The sequence below is a fragment of the Phycisphaerae bacterium genome, assembly GCA_019636475.1.
GTDB lineage: Bacteria > Planctomycetota > Phycisphaerae > UBA1845 > UTPLA1 > JADJRI01.
Window position 1 is genome coordinate 622,412 of the sequence record JAHBXN010000002.1, and the last position, 17,307, is coordinate 639,718.

The following is a 17,307-nucleotide window of genomic DNA, read 5'->3' on the forward strand; positions in this document are numbered from 1 at the left end:
GTGGTGAGCCGGCGTTGCCGATCCGGTACTCGCCACTTATAGTAAATGACAGCAAAGGAGCATGCGAATGGCAACCGCCGAAGATATCATGCCGATTGAAGAGTTGGAGAGTCGCTTCAATTCGATACGAGACTCTCTTTGACCTGCCGAAAAAGCGCAGCGACCTGAAGCAGATCGAAGAGCTCATGGGCCAGCCCGGATTCTGGGATTCTCCGGACGCCCAGGAGCATGTCTCCCGGCTCAAATCGCTCAAAGGCATTATCGAGCCGGTTGAAGCGCTCGGTAGACGCATCGATGATATCAAGGTCCTGATCGAACTGGCCGACGCGGAAGATGACAACGCCGCACGGGCGGAAGTGGAGACGGAGCGCGCCGCAATGATCGCGGAGCTGGAGCGCGTGTCGCTCATGGCGCTGTTGTCCGGGCCGAACGATTCGAGAGATTGCTACTTCAGCATTCAGGCCGGCGCGGGCGGCACCGAAGCATGCGACTGGGCTTCGATGCTCTTTCGAATGTACCTGCGATACTTCGAAGCCGTCGGCTGGAAAGTCGAAGAACTCTCCAGGCGCGATGGCGACGAAGCGGGCATTCAGTCCGTCGAACTGATGGTGAAGGCCTCCTATGCCTACGGCTATCTGAGCACCGAAGCCGGCGTCCACCGGCTGGTCCGAATCAGCCCATTCAACGCACAGGGCAAGCGGCAGACGAGCTTCGCGGCGGTCGATGTCACGCCGGTCTTCCCGGAAACCAAGATCGAGATTCCCGAACGCGATCTGGACGTGATGACCTTCTGCCGAAGCAGCGGCGCCGGCGGCCAAAACGTTAACAAAGTGGCTACGGCCGTCCGCATCAAGCACATTCCGAGCGGCCTTGTCGTCGAGTGCGTTAATGAACGAAGTCAGGCCCAGAACAAGCACGGCGCCCTGAAAATTCTGAAGTCGCGCCTTGAGGCGATCGAACAGGCCAAGCGCGATGCCCAGATGGCCAGCATCTACGATGCCAAAGGCGAAATCGCCTGGGGCAACCAGATCCGCAACTATGTCCTCGACGATCCCCGGGTGAAAGACCTTCGCACCGGGCTCGAAGTGGGCAATCCGCAAAAAGTGCTGGATGGCGATTTGCAGCCGTTCATCGATGCAATGTTGCGAAAACGGGCGATGAAAAACCGATAGCGCATCGCCTCTAACCTTATCTAAAACATCAGTTTGTCGCCTGCCCGAACCGGCTCCAGGACGCACCTGCGCGCGGCTCCCCCGCACGGCGGCACGCCCGCGGCTGCGCGATTGGCCGGCAGTTTGGATGTGGCGTTGATTCCCAGTTCCGTTACACTGATTCGCGATTTTCTGACCTTGACAGAGTACCTGGACTTGAACGCACCGCCGCCGAGGTCTAACATTATTTGCACCCCCTCGCATGCCGAAGCGGCGAAAGGTGCCGGAAGCGCTGGTGCTGCGTCGCTGCCCGCCAACTCAACCTCGCGAACCAAGCTCGGGCTCATAGGTGGTTTCGCAAGTATGACTCGTAGCCTTTCGATAAGGCCGGGAGCGGATGCACGGCCTGCCGAGGCGAGCGAACATTTCGTGCGCGACGGTTATCAGTGGTGCGTCCTCACCGAGCACGCCGAGATCGTTCGCGCGTCGGCCATTGACTGGTTCGATCTGAGCCGCTTTCCCTCCGCGACTCTCATCAAGCGTAACAGCGGACGTGATGTGTGGAAGGTGCGATGCGCGGACCGCGAGTATTTCGCCAAGCTTTATCACCAGAACGGCTGGTTCGGCAAACTAAAATCGCTGATCCGCGGATCGACGGCTTCCTGTGAATGGGCGGTCGGCCTCTACGCGGCGGCCCACGGCATCGCAGCGGTCAAGCCGATCGCCACGGCAACGCGCGGTGTCGGCGGCATCGGCGGCCCCTCACTGCTGATTACCGAGGCCGTGCCCGACGTCGAATCGCTCAGTGAATACTGGCTCCGCGTCCGCGATGACCGGCATCGCGCAAACCTGCTGGCCGAATCGCTTGCTCGTCTCATCGCCCGTGCCCACCAGTGCGGCTTTCGCCATTGCGACATGCATCCGGGGAATATTCTCGTCAGGCGATCCGGCCGTGCAGGCGAAGCCCTGTTCGTGGACCTGCACAATGTCCGCATCAATCGATCCGTCCCGATCAACGACGTGATCGCGAATCTTGCACAGTTGCACCAGTGGTTCCGCCGCCATTCAACGCTGACCCGCCGCCGGAGCTTCCTCGAACGCTATATCGACTATCGCGACCGCTTCGCGCAGGCCGGGCCTTACGCACGAAATTTTCGAATCTCGCCGCGCGAAATGATTGAGCAGGTCGCGGTTCGCGCGGAGCAACATTCCAATCGCCTCTGGGCGAAGCGCGATCGCCGAACCCGCCGCAGCGGTGCCTACTTCACACAAATCGCCCCGGCGCCCGGCTGGCGCGGGCATGTCCTTCTCAAGAGCAAGCATCCCTCGGCGACCGCGCAGGCCGCCCTCCGGGAATACAAGGCGACTCAGTGGGAAGCGTGGCTTGCCTCACCGCTGGATTGGGTGAATCCCGCGCGGCACCCGCTGATGAAGGATTCCCATACCGCCACCATCTGCAAGGCGGAACTACCGACTGATCCGCCGGTGACCGTGATTGTCAAACGGCCACTGGCGCGAAACCTGATCAAGCGAATCGGTCAGATATTCGGTCCCTCCCGAAATATGCGTGCGTGGCACACCGCGAATCGGCTGCTCAATCGCGATCTGCCGGTGGCCCAGCCGATCGCGATCGTCGAGCGATTCGTACTGGGATTCATCCGAACGGATTCGGTCAGCTTTACCGACTACATCGCCGACTCGGTCGATGCGGAGACGTTTCTGACGCGCGACCTCAGCCGATTGAGCACGAGCGAACGACGCCGCGTGAAAAACCGGTTGATCGATTCACTCGTTCGGTTGATCCGCACGTTTCATCAACGCGGATTCGTGCATCGCGACCTGAAAGGCGGGAACCTGCTGGTGAACTGGTCGCCGCCCTACAACGAGCCCCCGAAGCTGACCTTCATTGACATGGACGGCATCCGATATGCCGGTACGGCCCGGGAGTCACTCCGCCGCCGTGCCATCGTCCGATTGTGTGTCAGCCTCATGAACAGTCCGCAATGCTCGCGAACGGACCTGCTGCGCTTCCTGAAGCGCGATCTGCGTCGGTTCGGCGGTTCGGACGCATCATGGAAGCAGGCATGGCGCGAATGCGAAGCCCTCGTGCTCGACAAACAGAAGCACAAGGCCGAGCGACGCGAGTGGAAGATCAAGCACTATGGGCGGGAGTGACCGCGGCGCGGCTCGTTGACCCATTCTCGACAAGCCATGACCGACTCGCCAGATCATGCCAGGAATGTGTCATCCCATGTTCCGCCGGACTCGGGCGAGACGCCCCGGCCGTCCGAGCCGGCGCCATCTCTCCGTGACCCGGCGCACGCGGGACAAAGCGGGACGAGGCGTCGATCGCCCATCTGGTTTCCCGCCTCTATCGCGCTGATGGTTGTCGCCTTTCTGATCGTGCTGATGGCGCGGGATCATATACGCGCCGGCTGGTTCGCGTATCGAATTGTGCACACAAAGGATCCGGGCGAACGGGCATATTACTCAGCAGCCCTGGCGTCACTGGGACCCGCCTCGCTTTGGTCCGCAGAACGACTCGCCGACGACCCTGATCCCGATGTGCGGCTCCTGGCAATCTTTGTCCTGAAGTCGATCGATGCCCCCGAAGCGGATGCCCGGATCGGTCGCATCCTGACGGACCGCTCGCAGACCGTGCGAGATGCCGCAGCGACGACACTCGCATTCGCAGCCGACGGCGGCCGAATTCAGGCGTTGCATGAACTTTGGCGTCCCCTGGATGCGATATTCTCTGGTGCCATGCTCACCGACTCGGCAATCAACGCGGCGGCCGCGGCCGCTGCGGCGTTTTCCCGCATCAAGCCCGAGCTGAGCAGCGAGGCGCTGGCCGCCGTCATCAGTCCATCAACGCCGCCGGCCGTTCGCGCTCAAGCCATTGAATCGATTGGCGCGCTCGCGATGAGTCATCAGGGTGCGCTTGCGGAACTGGTGGGGCCATTCATGCCGATCAGGGCGCGATTCTCCCACCGAGGCCCCACGATTTCCCCTTCGGAAATCGACTTTTTCACGCCGCTGGTTCGATCGCTCGGCGATCATGACCGATTCCGTGGATCGTTGGCTCTGGAACGGGAGATCGCCTCGGCGTCCGGTTTTCTCGCCGGCTCGGGACGGGCGGTGGTGGCACATCGCGACGCGCCGGCCCCGGATGCCCATCGCCGGGTAAGTGACATCGCCGGCGAAGTGATTCAGGAACTGGCGGGATTTTCCCCGGATGCCGTTCCGATCGCGAATAGCGATCAGGAACGCGAGATGGTCATGCGCATACGAGCGGCCTACGAAGCGCGTCTCGCCGCTCGAACGCATCAGAAGGCCGGTCCCGCGTCACAGCCCGCCGACAACGATACCGGATCCGGACTCTGAGCACGCATTCAGTGCGGCCGCGATCGCCGGCCGCGGCGGTCCGAAACCGCCATCATTCGCCGCTGTCCGCACTCACTCCCAGAATCCCGGCCGCGCGAGTGAAGACTTCCGGCGACAACCCGAATGCCTGCTTCAACTGATAATCCTGTTCGACCCATGACGAAATGCTGGCGATGCGCCGCCGAGTCGCCCGATCAAGGCGCCGCCAATACGGCCACAGCATGGCCGGAATCGGGAAGTCACTGCCCCAGACAACCTTCTGCTGGAGGTCCGGCCGATCAGCAAGCACCGGAAGCCAGCGCGTTCTTCCAAAGGCCGCGAGCGCGGAAATATCGGCGTAAAGCGGCGCGTCCCGGAATTCGCCCGTGAGTGCGGCGGCCAGCGTCTCGAATCCATCTCGGCTTTGCCACGGAAACGACGGCGTCGCGAGGTGGGCGACGATCACAGTGGGCATGGCGTTCTCGGCCCGAAGCCGTCGAAGCACCGCCAGCATCGGCGCGGGGTGCTCGAACTCCATATGCTGCCGAGACAGTGACATTTCGCCACCGTAATGAACAAGTATCGCGATGCCCAACCCCGCGGCCCGCCGAAGGAACGCAATGGTCCGCGGATCATCCGCGCGGATGTTCTGATGAATCGGCAGCCACTTCACAAGCACCGGCCGGGTCGCGCCACCGGCCACCTCCTCGAGCATATCAACAGCTGTTCGCCCGTCAGCCGACCGATAGGGATGGATCGACGCCCCAAACAGATACCGCGAGGGGTTCGACCGGCAGTATGTCGCAACAAAGCTGTTTGACGAGTACAAATCGCTGCCGCGCCGGCTTCGCCGATTCGCGGGGCCGATTACATGACCGGCGTCGTCGTGATACTCATCAAATGCCAGAAGCACGACACGATTCACACTCGGCATCCGCGACCAGTGCCGCTCGTACACGCGAGCGATCTCGGCATCCATGACATCACCCGGCTGAAGGCGCGGATCCACGCCGAGCCACCGCCGAACGAAAAACCACGCAGCGCGGGACGTAAGTCGTGGAGAGAAATAACTGTCGAAGCCGGGATGGCCGGCCGCACCGTTTCGCTCGAAGGTGAAGCGATCGACCGACGGATCGGTACGGCGAGCCGAGAAGCCGATGTGGCAATGAACATCGATGATCATGGGCGGCGGTATGGGTTGATTGCCAGGCGAGCCTCGCCTACGGATTGCGGCACGAGTCCAGAAAATGCCGGAGGAGGTCGGATTCGGTGATAATGCCGACGAGGGCCGAATCCTGAACGACGGGAAGCGAGCCGAATTTGTTCGAGACGAGGGTGTCGGCCGCCTCGGCGAGCGTCGCCGGAGGATTGATCGTCACGACCTCGCTCGACATGATGTCCCTCATGACGATCTGTGTATGCGGCCGGTGTGCCTCGGACCTGGCATCCTCCACGAGAATCGGCAATCCGCCGATGGCGCGGCGCATGTCTCGATCAGAGATGATGCCGACCAGTCTGCCCTGCTCGACAATCGGCAGGTGACGGATTCGACGAGACTGCATCACGCGAACGGCGTGCAGGTATTGATCGTTCAGCGCCAGCGTGATGACTGGTGAACTCATATGATCGCCGACCTTGCGCAGGCGCCAGCCCGTTCGACGGGCGATTGGCCGATCGTCGAGATAGCACTTGAGAAAATCGGTTTCAGTCACAATGCCGGCTATTCGATCCTTGTAAACCAGCGGCACCGCGCGAATGCGCTCGCGCAGCATGATTTCGGCGGCAGCCTCAAGCGGCGCTTCGGCATCCACCGTGATCGCGGGCCGGGACATGACCTGATCGATGCGGGTCGCCCCGACTCGCGCCGGGCCTTCGCTGCTGGCGCTGCGCTCTGAATTCGGAAGCATCGCGACCGCAGACAGCAAATCCCTGTCCGAGACCATTCCAAGAATCCGGCTCCGCTCAACAACCGGTAAGTGCCGGAAATTATGTTGGTCCATCAGGGAAATGGCATGATCGATGGAATCGTCAGGCCGCACCTGCACCACGCGCGTATCGCCGATTTCGATGAGCTGCATGGGCCAGTCTCCGGTACGGCTGCCCGTTTGTGATCAACAATTGGCCGGTCAACCGAAGGCGGAATCGGATGGGTCGCCGAGGCGGTTCCGCCGCAGTCCATAGGATAATCGGCACGAAATCGGCGTTTGTCAATGAAGGAGAGGCCAGGATCGGCGAATCGAACGCTTGCACGGCTCCCTGAGCGAGGCCGCCATGTCCGGGACACGCCCCACCTGTGAAAAACAATCGGTCGCGACCGCCGCCCGAAGGCACGGCCGCGACCGAGGAAATATCCGACACGCATCGCGCGTGAGACACGCCGATCGACGCAGTGGCAGTTTAGTTCCGCGACGAGAACAAGCGCAGCAGGTACCAGAACATCAATGCGACTGAAGCGAACAGTTCCAGCGAGGCTCCGACATATCGATCACGCGGATAGTGATGAATCACATTGGAGGTATCGTATAGAATCGCCGCCCCCGCGAAGGCAACCATTGCGACACTGAACCAGGTTCCAAGCTCAAAGCCGAAGATGACCGCGGCGATGATCGCAATGAATGCGGACAAGCCGACCCACATCAGAATGCCGCGAAGAAACGAGAAATCCTTTCGCGTGCCGAATGCAATACAGGTCAGGCCGGCAAAACCCAAAATGGTGGTCACCGCCGCGCTCTGAATCGCACCCGGGGCAAACTCGTCCGCAATCCAGAGGATGGGGACAAACAGGACAGACCAGGCCGCGACATAAGCCGAGAGTGCGAGATACTGCGCCATCCGGGAGGGAGCCGTCGACGCCGTTCGCCGCGCGAACCACGAAATCAGCATGAACCCTCCGAGCACAAGCAGCCAGCTCCGGTTGCCGGCCGAGGCGAGAAGTTTCATGATCGAATCAGACGCGCCAGTCTTGAAGAACAATACCTCCAATCCGGTGAACGCCATGATCGCGCCGAACAGATGAGCGTACGTCCTCGCAATGAACGTTCCGCGCGTTTCGGTATCCAATTCAAAAACCGGCACCACGGGGGTCGGATTGTTGAACTCCTGATTCATGCCTTTGGTCTCCTGTCTCGTACCATGCCCAAGTAGTCCAGAACTTAAGCGGATTATAGCCGGCAATTCTCAGACCGACACTGTTATATCGGCCCACGAAGGACGCGGACGCACACAATCATGCCGGATTTCAGGCGAACGGTGGTGATACCCACGAGCCATCGCACAATACCCGAACCGGAAACAGTCAGACCGGCGGCATCCGCGCCGTAAGACGTCCCGGCTCGATTCAACGAGACTGCCCCAGCACGCAGTCCCACCGCTGCCCGCCCGGCGCATCGGCTGAACTAGGCCGTGACGCGAGCGATCAGCGCTGAAAGGTCCGCATCGATCATGCGAATTCGTTCCGCACAGTGCGACCTGGCCCGATCCAGGTTGCTCTCCGACGAGCGCACGAGAATATAGAACTTGATCTTCGGCTCTGTTCCGCTCGGCCTGGCAATCACCTTGGTCCCATCGGCCAGTGCGAAAACCATGACATCACTCGGAGGCAGACTGAATCGACTGACCTCGGCGCCGTCGGAGACCCGACGCGCAATGCCGGTCAGCATGTCCGTGACAGTTTCCACGGCCACCCCCGCTATGGCGATCGGATGTTTCTCTCGCAGCGAGTTCATGATCGTCTCAATCATGCGGGCGCCGCTTTCACCCTTCATTGTGACACTCTTCGCCCCCTCTTCGAAGTAGCCGAATCGCCGGAAAAGGTCCTCCAACATGCCATACAGCGTCGTGCCCCGTTCGGCCGCGAACGCCGCGGCATCGGCAATGAACGCGGAACTGGTCACCGCATCCTTGTCACGCACAAAGACGCATGGCAAATAGCCGTAGCTCTCTTCCATGCCGAACAGAAACGACTTGCGCGGAGATCCGTCGGCCGCCGGCTCAGTCCAACGGCGAATCTCCTCCGCGATCCACTTGAAGCCCGTTAACGTCTCGATGACCTCCGCGCCGTACGACCCCGCAATGATCTTTGCAAGATCGCTGCTCACGATCGTACTGAGAACCAGACCGTTGGCCGGCAAACGGCCGTCGGACTTCAACTGTTCGCATATGAAGTACGTCAGTATCGCGCCGATTCGATTGCCGGTGAGCAGTACGTAGGTGCCGTCGCCGCGGCGCACCGCGATGCCTGCACGATCTGCGTCCGGATCCGTGGCAATGACAAGATCGGCGGCGTGGCGCTGTGCCAACGCCATGCCAAGCTGCATGGCCGCAGGCTCCTCCGGATTCGGAGATTTCACCGTGGGAAATTCGCCATCGGGCTTCGACTGTGCCGGCTCGGTCAAGACGTGTCGAAATCCCCGTCGCCGCAATGCCTCGGGCACAAGCAGATGGCCTGTGCCGTGAAGCGGCGTGTAAACGATCTTCAGACTGTCGCCATGCTTCCGGCAGATGTCGGGGCAGAGGCACGATTCGTCAACCGCGGTCAGAAACGCCTCATCGACTTCGGCGCCGATTACTTCGGTCAGTTTGCGGGCTTCAGGCGAGCCCTCGTCGGCAAGACGGATATTTGCGAACGGACCAACGCCGCGCACTTCGTCAATAATCGCCTTGTCCTGCGGTGGCACGACCTGTGCGCCGTCGCTCCAGTACACCTTTAACCCGTTGTATTCGGGAGGATTGTGACTGGCAGTGATGACGATTCCGGCAGTGCAACGCAGGTGCCGCACGACAAACGACAGCTCCGGCGTCGGACGCAAGGCGTCGAAGACGTAGGCCTTGATTCCGTTCGCCGCAAGAACCAGGGCCGCTCGCCTCGAGAACTCAACGCTCATCCGGCGACAGTCGTAAGCGATGGCCACGCCGCCTCGCTTGGCGGATTCGCCGACGCGCGAGATGTAGTTTGCAAGCCCCTGTACGGCCGCTCCCACTGTGTAGATGTTCATTCGATTGCGGCCTTCGCCGATGACGCCACGCATGCCGCCGGTGCCGAATTCAAGGTCCTTGTAGAAGCGATCAGTCAGTTCGCGCTCGTCGTGCGCATCCAGAAGGCGGCGGATCTCGACCTTGTCAGTATCCGCAATCACGGGATCATCCAGCCATTGCCTGGCAGCAAGTTGAATCGATTCATGGAGCATTTGCGCGTCATCCCATGCGAAAGTTGATCGTCCTATTGTGATCGCGCCATCCTATCCCGACGGTCTCTTTCCCGAAACCAGATATGCGACCCGCATTCGTACCGCAAGCCAGTGCTTCGAACAGCCGCTTCCGGGACGGGCATGTCGCGCAGGATGCTTGCCCGCCTGAAATGGCACGTTAAAATATGGCTGCTTGAGGGCGTTTAGCTCAGTTGGCCAGAGCGCACGGATCACACCCGTGAGGTCGCAGGTTCGAGCCCTGCAACGCCCATATTTCCGATCGCTATGCCGTGCGTCTTCCTTTCGTGATTACAAGCGAACCAGGGCAGAAGGCCGGTTCGCGACGCAACACCACTCACAACTGAAATTCCTGTCTCGTTCGCGATTCATCAAACTATGATACATTTTCAGTTCGTCCAGGCCATCGCAGCAACCGTGAGGAGCACAGCCTAATGATCAGTGCGATTCCCCGTAGTGCATTTCTGCATGTCACACTCTTCGCACTGTTCCTCACCCCCGCGTCACTCTCCGGCCAATCCGAGCCCTCATCCCAGCCCGCGCCCACGACCTCCGGTCCCGCGGCGGAAGTTCCGAAGGCTGATGAGATCCAGGCGCGCATCAAACAGATTCAGGAGCAGACGGATCTCGCGGATGAAGTGAAGGCGACCGTCATCGAGCAGTACAACCAGGCGATGGCCGATCTGTCACGCGCCGCGGAATGGAACGCGCGAATTGCCGATTTCGAGAAGCAGCGCTCGAACGCCAAAGGCACTGCGGCCGAACTGATGGAGTTGACCTCCCGGCCGATTCCGGAGCCGCAGCTTGACGTCGCCCCGAACGCGACCCTCCAGGACCTTGAAAAACAACTGGCGCAGGCACAAGCCGATCTGAAAGCCGAGCGCGATCGCCTGGCCGCCATGGATGCGGAATTGAAGGCCCGCCCGGAACGGATAAAGTCAATCCCGGACCAGATCGCGCGAGCGAGAAAGGAACTGGACGAGCTGTCCAATGCGTTGGCCGGTCCCCCACCGTCCGAAGAGCCGCCCGAAGTCGCGGCAGCGCGGCGTATCGCACGGCTGGCCCGGGCGCGAGCGCTCGATCGCGAGCTTGCGGGACTCAAGGCTGATCTGGATCGCACGGACTTCCTCGTGTCCCTTCGTGACTGGACACAGCGCGAGGTCGCCGGCAAAGAGAAGTTATCCAACGCATGGGAAAACCTGATTAATGAGCGTCGCCGCGCCGAGGTGGAAGAGGCGGCGGTGGCGGCAAAGGAGGTCGAAAAAGAAGCCGAAAAATCCCATCCGATTGTCGCTGCGCTCGCCAAGGAGATCGCGGACATCGTCAAGGAGCGCGGCGAACTTGCCGGAAAGCTGGAACAGGTTCGCACGCGAACGGATGACGTGACCTCGCAGCTCAAGCAGGTTCGCGATCGAGCGATGGAAATCTCAAAGAAAGTGCAGGCAGCGGGCCTGAATCCGCAACTCGCGATGGTGCTCAGGCGCTACCGGGAGCAACTCCCGAACGTGCGCGATCTGCGCCGACGGCTGGCCGAACGCCGCGAGGAACTGGCGCGGGTGGAAGCGCGCGCGATCGAGCTGCGCGACCTGCGCGAGTCATCGGGCGACCTGGAAGTGCTGATCAATGAACGCGTCTCCTCACTGGATCCACGATCTCAGAAGCCCCAACGCGTGGCGATCAAGCGAGAGCTTCGCGAACTCTTCAAATCGTACTTCAAAAATGTTGCCGACCTGGAGAAAGACTACGATGCTTACTTCAACCGGATCGGCGGCGTCGGCGGACTCGTTGATCAGCAGCAGGAACTCGTCGATCAGACGGAGTCCTTCGCGAGCTTCATCAATGAACGCATTCTCTGGATTCGAAGCAGCACGCCGCCCGAGTACAAGGACATCGAACGGCTCGCCGATGCGTTCGCCTGGCTGACCAACCCGGCGAATTGGGCCGCCGCATGGAATAGCACGCTCGATGTGCTCCGGGAGAATCCGGTCGAGTCCGCCATCGGACTGATCCTGTTCACAGCGCTGGTTCTTGTTCAACCGCGCATACGGCGCACGATCCGCGAAAAAGGCGAAACCGTCTCCAAGAGCTACGCCCACGCCCTGACGCCAACGATTGAATCTTTTCTGTTGACCCTGTTCGCCGCGTTACCCTGGCCGATGGCGCTCTGGGTGACCGGTTCGGTCATGGGCTCGCCGTACGATGTGAGTGATTTTGTAAGGTCGGTGGCTCGCGGTCTTCAGGTGCTGGCGGTTCCGTTTTTCGCGATCGAACTGCTTCGCCAGACCTGTCGGCAGAGCGGACTGGCCGACGCACATTATCACTGGCCCGCGCGCGTCCTGCGACTCATCAGACAGTCATGCGGGTGGCTGATTATCCTCGGCGCGCCGGCTGCGTTCGTTTCGGCATCAATCGATTGGACTCAGAAGGAGCCGTGGATCCGATCCCTCGGTCGATTGGCCTTCGACTTCGGCGGAGTGGTTCTCTTCATATTCCTCTGGCGGGTCCTCCATCCGCACAAGGGCGTCTTGCGCGAAACGGCGATCATGCAAAAGCCGGGATGGCGGAACCGACTCAGCCAGTTTGCCTTTTATGCGATGGCATTGACACCGCTGATCCTCGTCGCGCTCTCACTGGTTGGCTATCACTACACGGCCGTCGAAATCCTGATCAAGTTCAATCGAATGATCGGACTGATTATCGCCCTCGTCCTTCTCTACGGCCTGGGACTTCGCTGGTTGCTGATCTCACGACGACGCCTTGCGATCGAACAGGCACGCCAGCGGCGTGCCGCGCTCGAGGCACAGCAGATCACCGATCCGGAAACCGCTTCCGACGCGGGCGAAGCGCCGCCGAAGGCCGAAGACACCAAGGAAACGGATGACATCGACCTCACAAGCCTGAACGAACAGACACAGGCGATACTGCGGGGCGCGGTGATCATCAGCTTCATCGTCGGCTTCTGGCTGGTGTGGGTGGACGTGATTCCAGCCCTGCGCATCTTCGATCGCGTGCAGCTCTGGAGCACGACCGTGTCACACAGCGAACCGATCGAAATCGACGGACAGAAACGCCCTGGACCCACCGTCCAGACCGTGGAGTGGATCACGCTGACGGACCTGGGCCTCGCCGTGTTCTGCCTCCTGGCGACCGTGGCGGCCGCTCGGAATCTGCCCGGGCTGCTTGAAATCGGCATCATGCGGCGCACTGGTCTCGGGCCGGGTGAACGCTACGCAATCTCAACAGTCAGCAGGTACATCATCACCTTCCTCGGCCTGCTCATCGCGACCAATGCAATCGGCATCGGCTGGGCGCAGGTACAGTGGCTCGCCGCTGCAATGACGGTCGGCTTGGGATTCGGCCTGCAGGAGATCTTCGCGAACTTCGTGTCCGGCCTGATTATTCTCTTTGAACGACCGATTCGCGTCGGAGACATCGTTACGGTTTCCGGTGTGGACGGCCGCGTGACGCGAATTCAAATGCGTGCAACGACGATCATGAATTGGGATCGGAAGGAGTTGATCATCCCAAACAAGGAATTCGTGACGGGACAGGTGATCAACTGGACGTTGAGCGACGAAGTCATGCGAATCGTCATCAACGTCGGCATCGCATACGGTTCCGATGTGCGGCTTGCCCGGGATCTGATGATGAAAGTCGTGACGGATAATCGCCGTGTCATGACCGATCCGGGGCCCCGCGTCATATTCTCCGGCTTCGGCGCCAGTTCCCTCGACATGCAGTTGCGATGTTTCGTCGCGAGCGTGGACGATCTTGTCGACGTGCGGGATGAATTGCACTACCAGATCGATGATGCTTTCCGGAAAGCCGGAATCGAGATTGCCTTCCCGCAACTCGATCTGCACCTGCGTGATGTGCCCGCAACCCTCGAATCCGCCGCCCTCAAGGCCGACTGACTCGCCGTGGACGGTCGAACGCGCCTCGAATCCTGCCGGCACCACGGACGGAAGCGCCGGATATCAACCGGATTCCGCCACGAAAAAAACTCCGCCGTGACACCGGGGCCACAGCGGAGCGAATTGGTTCATACTCAGCTGGATTGGTATGCTGGCCTTCCGACGCCCGTCAGAAGCCGAGCCGCCGGCGAGCGGCAGCCAGCGCGCCAAACGTGGCGAGCACGATCGTCGCGGGTTCGGGCACGAACTGAATGTTCGTGCAGAACTCCAGAGTCGACTGTGTCGTGTGCCGCTCGGCGAAAAAGAGGTCGAAGCTGTAGGTCTGTCCAGGTGTCAAACCCAGGTCATCCACCTGGTAGCTCGCCGAAAGCGGGGCATGAATGCCACCGAGGTCCAGCACCTTCTGACCGTTGATGAAGATGATCAGGTCATCATCCGCCGTGACGTTGAAGTTCAGGCCGGGCTCATAGACGAATTCCGTGTGCAGCTCCATCGTAAAGTGATAGTTGTGCGCGCGCCCCTGATTCCCGAAGAGCTGATTGTCGATCGGGAAGAACGTCGTGTCCGAGAAGCTGTAGATGCCGCCGGGCGCGACCTGATTGTTCGTGAGGATCAGGTCGATCGGCGCAGCCATGTTGATGCCGGGCACGTCGTTGTACCACTGGTTGTAGTTCGCCGCGCCGCTGGTTGTTGCCGTCCCCGCGCCGCCGATGTAGACAGGCTTGCCGTCCACTCCGAGCGTGTTGGCAACATAGTTCGTGTCGATTGCAATCGTGGTCTGAAAGTCCGGATGGGAATCCTTGAAGTCTCGGACCGTCCCCGTCAACTTGATCTCATGTGCGGAGGCGGTCGAAACATGGGCGAACGATTGCAGAACAATCGCGATCATGCAGGCGCAGGTAATTCGAATCACGTTGGGTCCCCCTGTCAGCGTGTGTTTCCTTCCCCCGGCGGGCCTCGACGAGGCGCCGTGGAGTGGTGTTGAAGCTGTGCCACTCGATATTAGGCAGGCTACATGCCGCCGCGCGGGGTTGAATTCGGAAATCAGACGATGTCAATAATGTCTCACCGCCCCGCATCGCGGACCGCTCCAATTTGAAACAAGGTCCGTAAACTCGGTGAGCACGGTTTGGCCGGCTTGTTGAGTCTGTGAAACATCGGCAGCGGACAGCCACCGAAACCGTGGAGATTCGTCAACAGGAAGGGTATATGAAACGCCGGTTTGCTTGAAATATCGACGCGCGGGGCAACCTTGCGAAGTCACTCAGTCGATGCAGCACACACAGTCCACTTCAAGTTTCGCACCAGCCACGACAAAATCCTTGACGACCACCGTCGACCGCGCGGGTGGGTCCTTGGGAAAGAACTTGAGGTACACCTTGTTGAAGGTCTGGAAGTCCTCGTATTCCTTCAGAAAACAGGTGCACTTCAGCACATTCGTCAATGTTGAACCGCTGCGCTCGATGGATTCCTTGAGATTCAAAAGCGTCTGCTCGGCCTGCGTCTCAAATGAAGCATGGATCTTTCCTTCCCGATCCACGCCAACGCAACCGGCGACAAAGACGAGATCGCCAAGACGAACCGCACGGGAATAAGCCTGACTCGGACTGCCCGAAATGACCTTGCGTTTGGCGGGCCTGACTTGCGGCGCCGGTTCCGTCGTTCCCGCCGCCTCCGCCACGACCGCCCCCCCGATCATCGCCGTCGCGGCGCAACCCGATGTCCTCAGAAAACCACGCCGAGTTGCGGTCTTTCGCGTCGCCATGAAATAGACTCCCGTTTGGCGGTTGAGTGATTCGGACTCCAGGTGACAAGCTTATTACACCGACGATCCATCGGCTCCGCATCGGCCGACTCGCACGGCCAAGTCACGACGCGACGGGCTGCACAGTCCGTCCCAGGTCATCGTTTGATACAGGAGCGCGCGAGAAGCCGGCGTCGGCGCTATCTCACCTCGACAACGTTGTTCAACTCGCCGAACGGGTTCATCTCAGTGCGATGATTCGCGGGATCGTTGCGCCAGTGACCGTCTACGACAAAGCGATAGCTGTATCGTCCGGGCTGAAGCGGCAGCTTCACCTGGAAGGTCTCGTCATCAACTCGCATCATCGGCGTTCTCCCGGGGTTCCAGTCGTTGAAGTCGCCGGCGATCTGCATGCGCTGCGCACCGTTGGCACGCGCGAGAAATACCACGCCGTCGTCAACCGGCTGCGGCCCGTAGATGCGCTCGATTTTTCGTGCGGTCTCGGCGTGCGATCGTTCCATGACCGCGACGACCGAGCCGGTGTGACTTCGAATCGCTGCCTCAACAGGCATCCGGGTTGCTGCTTCATTCATCGAACTCGCGGGAGACAACTCAGTCGGCCGGCGGTGCGAACCAATCAGCGTCTGAGAAGTTGCTAACAGCCGACCGGCATCAGCCGCCAGGGCGTCAGCACGCGCCAGCAGACTCTGCTCCTCGGGCGTACGGGCAACCACGGCCGGTCGCGCCGGCGATTCAACCTGAAGCGTCGGTGCCGCGAACGACTCCGCCACGGCGGCTGTCGGCTTGATCGCGATCAGCTCGCGCGCGAAGCGGACAAAGTCCTTGCAGCCGCTGCTCGACGGATCGTATTCAGTGATGGGCTGGCCCAGGCTGGCGCTTTCCTTCAGCTTCGTATTAAAATTGATGAAGGTCGTGAACATCGCATCACCGTGACGCTTGCGCAGCTCGGCGAGAATTTCACGGGCCAGCTTCGTGCGAACATCATAGTGGTTCGCGAGAATTCTCAGCGTCAATTGCTTCTGCCAGGCCGTGCGAATCTGGCGAATGGTCTCCAACTGCTTCGCAAGCCCATGAAGCGAGAAATACCCTGTATCCACGGGCACGATCACTTCATCGGCCGCGAACAGAGCGCTCTCCGTGAGAAAGCCGATCGTCGGCGGTGTATCGAGGATCGCGAAATCATACTTGTGCTGAACGGTGGACAGCGCCACGCGCAGTCGCCGTTCCCGGTTCTGAACATGGGCCAGCCCCCGCTCGAGCGCAGCCAGATCGACCCGTGACGGAATCAGGTCGAAGTTGGTCGAGATCTGCCAGATGACCCGCGACAGATCGGGCTTCTCAATCTCCGGATCAGCCGAAAGAATCGATGCAACGCTGATCTCAATCGATTCCTCCGGCACCGCCAAGCCCAGGGCGCAGTGGCCCTGCGGGTCAAGATCCACAACAAGGGTTCGCTGACCCTCGCGGGCCAGGCACGCCGCAAGATTGATGGCGACGGTCGTCTTGCCGCACCCGCCCTTCTGATTCGCGATGGCGACGATTCTCATTGCGCAGAACCTCTATCACGGCCGATCGGCCGGTTGGATGAATGTTTCAGGAACGCCGACATCCTGCGGTTCAGGATGCAGATTCCGATAAGTATTGATTCGGCGGGCGAAAGTTGCCGACTTGAGTTTTTTATGGGACGAATCGGCGAAATTGATACTGAAATCCACTTTCGTCAGCGCCTGACGATGCTGAGACGCCGACACAAGCGACCCATCCAAGACGACCGCACCCTCCAACACGCCCTTGAATCCACATAAACAATTGCAAATACGAAGCTTGATACAGATGATGCACCGCCAAGTACCGCGCTCCTACGAAACTCCGGAATTGTCCGCCGACCCATCGCTAGATAGGATGGCAAC

The 17,307-nt window shown here is 60.5% G+C and carries 11 protein-coding genes and 1 tRNA gene; 5 read left to right on the forward strand and 7 right to left on the reverse strand.

Going from position 1 to position 17,307, the window contains the following annotated elements:
• Positions 1–38 precede the first annotated feature (38 nt).
• The 3 genes from prfB to KF841_05555 all read left to right on the forward strand — a co-directional run bounded on the left by prfB (position 39) and on the right by KF841_05555 (position 4,535).
• Positions 39–1,172, forward strand: a complete 1,134-nt coding sequence (gene prfB, locus KF841_05545; protein MBX3394811.1) for a peptide chain release factor 2 — start codon at positions 39–41, stop codon at positions 1,170–1,172.
• A 342-nt stretch (positions 1,173–1,514) separates the two neighbouring features.
• The gene (locus tag KF841_05550) at positions 1,515–3,326 is read left to right on the forward strand and encodes a hypothetical protein (GenBank protein MBX3394812.1); all 1,812 of its coding nucleotides are present in this window, start codon (positions 1,515–1,517) and stop codon (positions 3,324–3,326) included.
• A 36-nt stretch (positions 3,327–3,362) separates the two neighbouring features.
• Positions 3,363–4,535, forward strand: a complete 1,173-nt coding sequence (locus tag KF841_05555) for a HEAT repeat domain-containing protein (protein ID MBX3394813.1) — start codon at positions 3,363–3,365, stop codon at positions 4,533–4,535.
• A 52-nt stretch (positions 4,536–4,587) separates the two neighbouring features.
• On the opposite strand, the gene KF841_05560 is transcribed toward KF841_05555, so the two are convergent.
• From KF841_05560 to KF841_05575, 4 genes are all read right to left on the reverse strand, one after another.
• Positions 4,588–5,697, reverse strand: coding sequence for a hypothetical protein (locus tag KF841_05560; GenBank protein ID MBX3394814.1), 1,110 nt, complete (start codon positions 5,695–5,697; stop codon positions 4,588–4,590).
• Positions 5,698–5,734: 37 nt separating this feature from the next.
• Positions 5,735–6,592 carry a CBS domain-containing protein gene (locus KF841_05565; GenBank protein MBX3394815.1) on the reverse strand — a complete coding sequence of 286 codons (858 nt, stop codon included), beginning with the start codon at positions 6,590–6,592 and terminating at the stop codon, positions 5,735–5,737.
• A 319-nt stretch (positions 6,593–6,911) separates the two neighbouring features.
• Positions 6,912–7,622: a US12 family protein gene (locus tag KF841_05570; GenBank protein MBX3394816.1), complete on the reverse strand. Its 711-nt coding sequence runs from the start codon at positions 7,620–7,622 to the stop codon at positions 6,912–6,914.
• A 287-nt stretch (positions 7,623–7,909) separates the two neighbouring features.
• Positions 7,910–9,700 carry a phospho-sugar mutase gene (locus KF841_05575; GenBank protein MBX3394817.1) on the reverse strand — a complete coding sequence of 597 codons (1,791 nt, stop codon included), beginning with the start codon at positions 9,698–9,700 and terminating at the stop codon, positions 7,910–7,912.
• Between the two features lie 197 nt (positions 9,701–9,897).
• Here KF841_05575 and KF841_05580 point away from each other — a divergent pair.
• Positions 9,898–9,971: transfer RNA gene (locus tag KF841_05580), tRNA-Val, on the forward strand.
• 181 nt (positions 9,972–10,152) lie between these two features.
• The gene (locus KF841_05585; GenBank protein ID MBX3394818.1) at positions 10,153–13,632 is read left to right on the forward strand and encodes a mechanosensitive ion channel; all 3,480 of its coding nucleotides are present in this window, start codon (positions 10,153–10,155) and stop codon (positions 13,630–13,632) included.
• Positions 13,633–13,801: 169 nt separating this feature from the next.
• On the opposite strand, the gene KF841_05590 is transcribed toward KF841_05585, so the two are convergent.
• The 3 genes from KF841_05590 to KF841_05600 all read right to left on the reverse strand — a co-directional run bounded on the left by KF841_05590 (position 13,802) and on the right by KF841_05600 (position 16,944).
• The gene (locus KF841_05590) at positions 13,802–14,545 is read right to left on the reverse strand and encodes a fibro-slime domain-containing protein (GenBank protein MBX3394819.1); all 744 of its coding nucleotides are present in this window, start codon (positions 14,543–14,545) and stop codon (positions 13,802–13,804) included.
• Between the two features lie 351 nt (positions 14,546–14,896).
• Positions 14,897–15,397, reverse strand: coding sequence for a RidA family protein (locus KF841_05595; GenBank protein MBX3394820.1), 501 nt, complete (start codon positions 15,395–15,397; stop codon positions 14,897–14,899).
• 179 nt (positions 15,398–15,576) lie between these two features.
• Complete coding sequence (locus tag KF841_05600) at positions 15,577–16,944, reverse strand: AAA family ATPase (GenBank protein MBX3394821.1); 1,368 nt, start codon at positions 16,942–16,944, stop codon at positions 15,577–15,579.
• Positions 16,945–17,307 lie beyond the last annotated feature (363 nt).

Coding starts and splice junctions, on each gene's coding strand:
- KF841_05550 (MBX3394812.1), top strand. CDS start 1,515: ATGACTCGTAGCCTTTCGATAAGGCCGGGAGCGGATGCACGGCCTGCC.
- KF841_05555 (MBX3394813.1), top strand. CDS start 3,363: ATGACCGACTCGCCAGATCATGCCAGGAATGTGTCATCCCATGTTCCG.
- KF841_05560 (MBX3394814.1), bottom strand. CDS start 5,697: ATGATCATCGATGTTCATTGCCACATCGGCTTCTCGGCTCGCCGTACC.
- KF841_05565 (MBX3394815.1), bottom strand. CDS start 6,592: ATGCAGCTCATCGAAATCGGCGATACGCGCGTGGTGCAGGTGCGGCCT.
- KF841_05570 (MBX3394816.1), bottom strand. CDS start 7,622: ATGAATCAGGAGTTCAACAATCCGACCCCCGTGGTGCCGGTTTTTGAA.
- KF841_05575 (MBX3394817.1), bottom strand. CDS start 9,700: ATGCTCCATGAATCGATTCAACTTGCTGCCAGGCAATGGCTGGATGAT.
- KF841_05585 (MBX3394818.1), top strand. CDS start 10,153: ATGATCAGTGCGATTCCCCGTAGTGCATTTCTGCATGTCACACTCTTC.
- KF841_05595 (MBX3394820.1), bottom strand. CDS start 15,397: ATGGCGACGCGAAAGACCGCAACTCGGCGTGGTTTTCTGAGGACATCG.
- KF841_05600 (MBX3394821.1), bottom strand. CDS start 16,944: ATGAGAATCGTCGCCATCGCGAATCAGAAGGGCGGGTGCGGCAAGACG.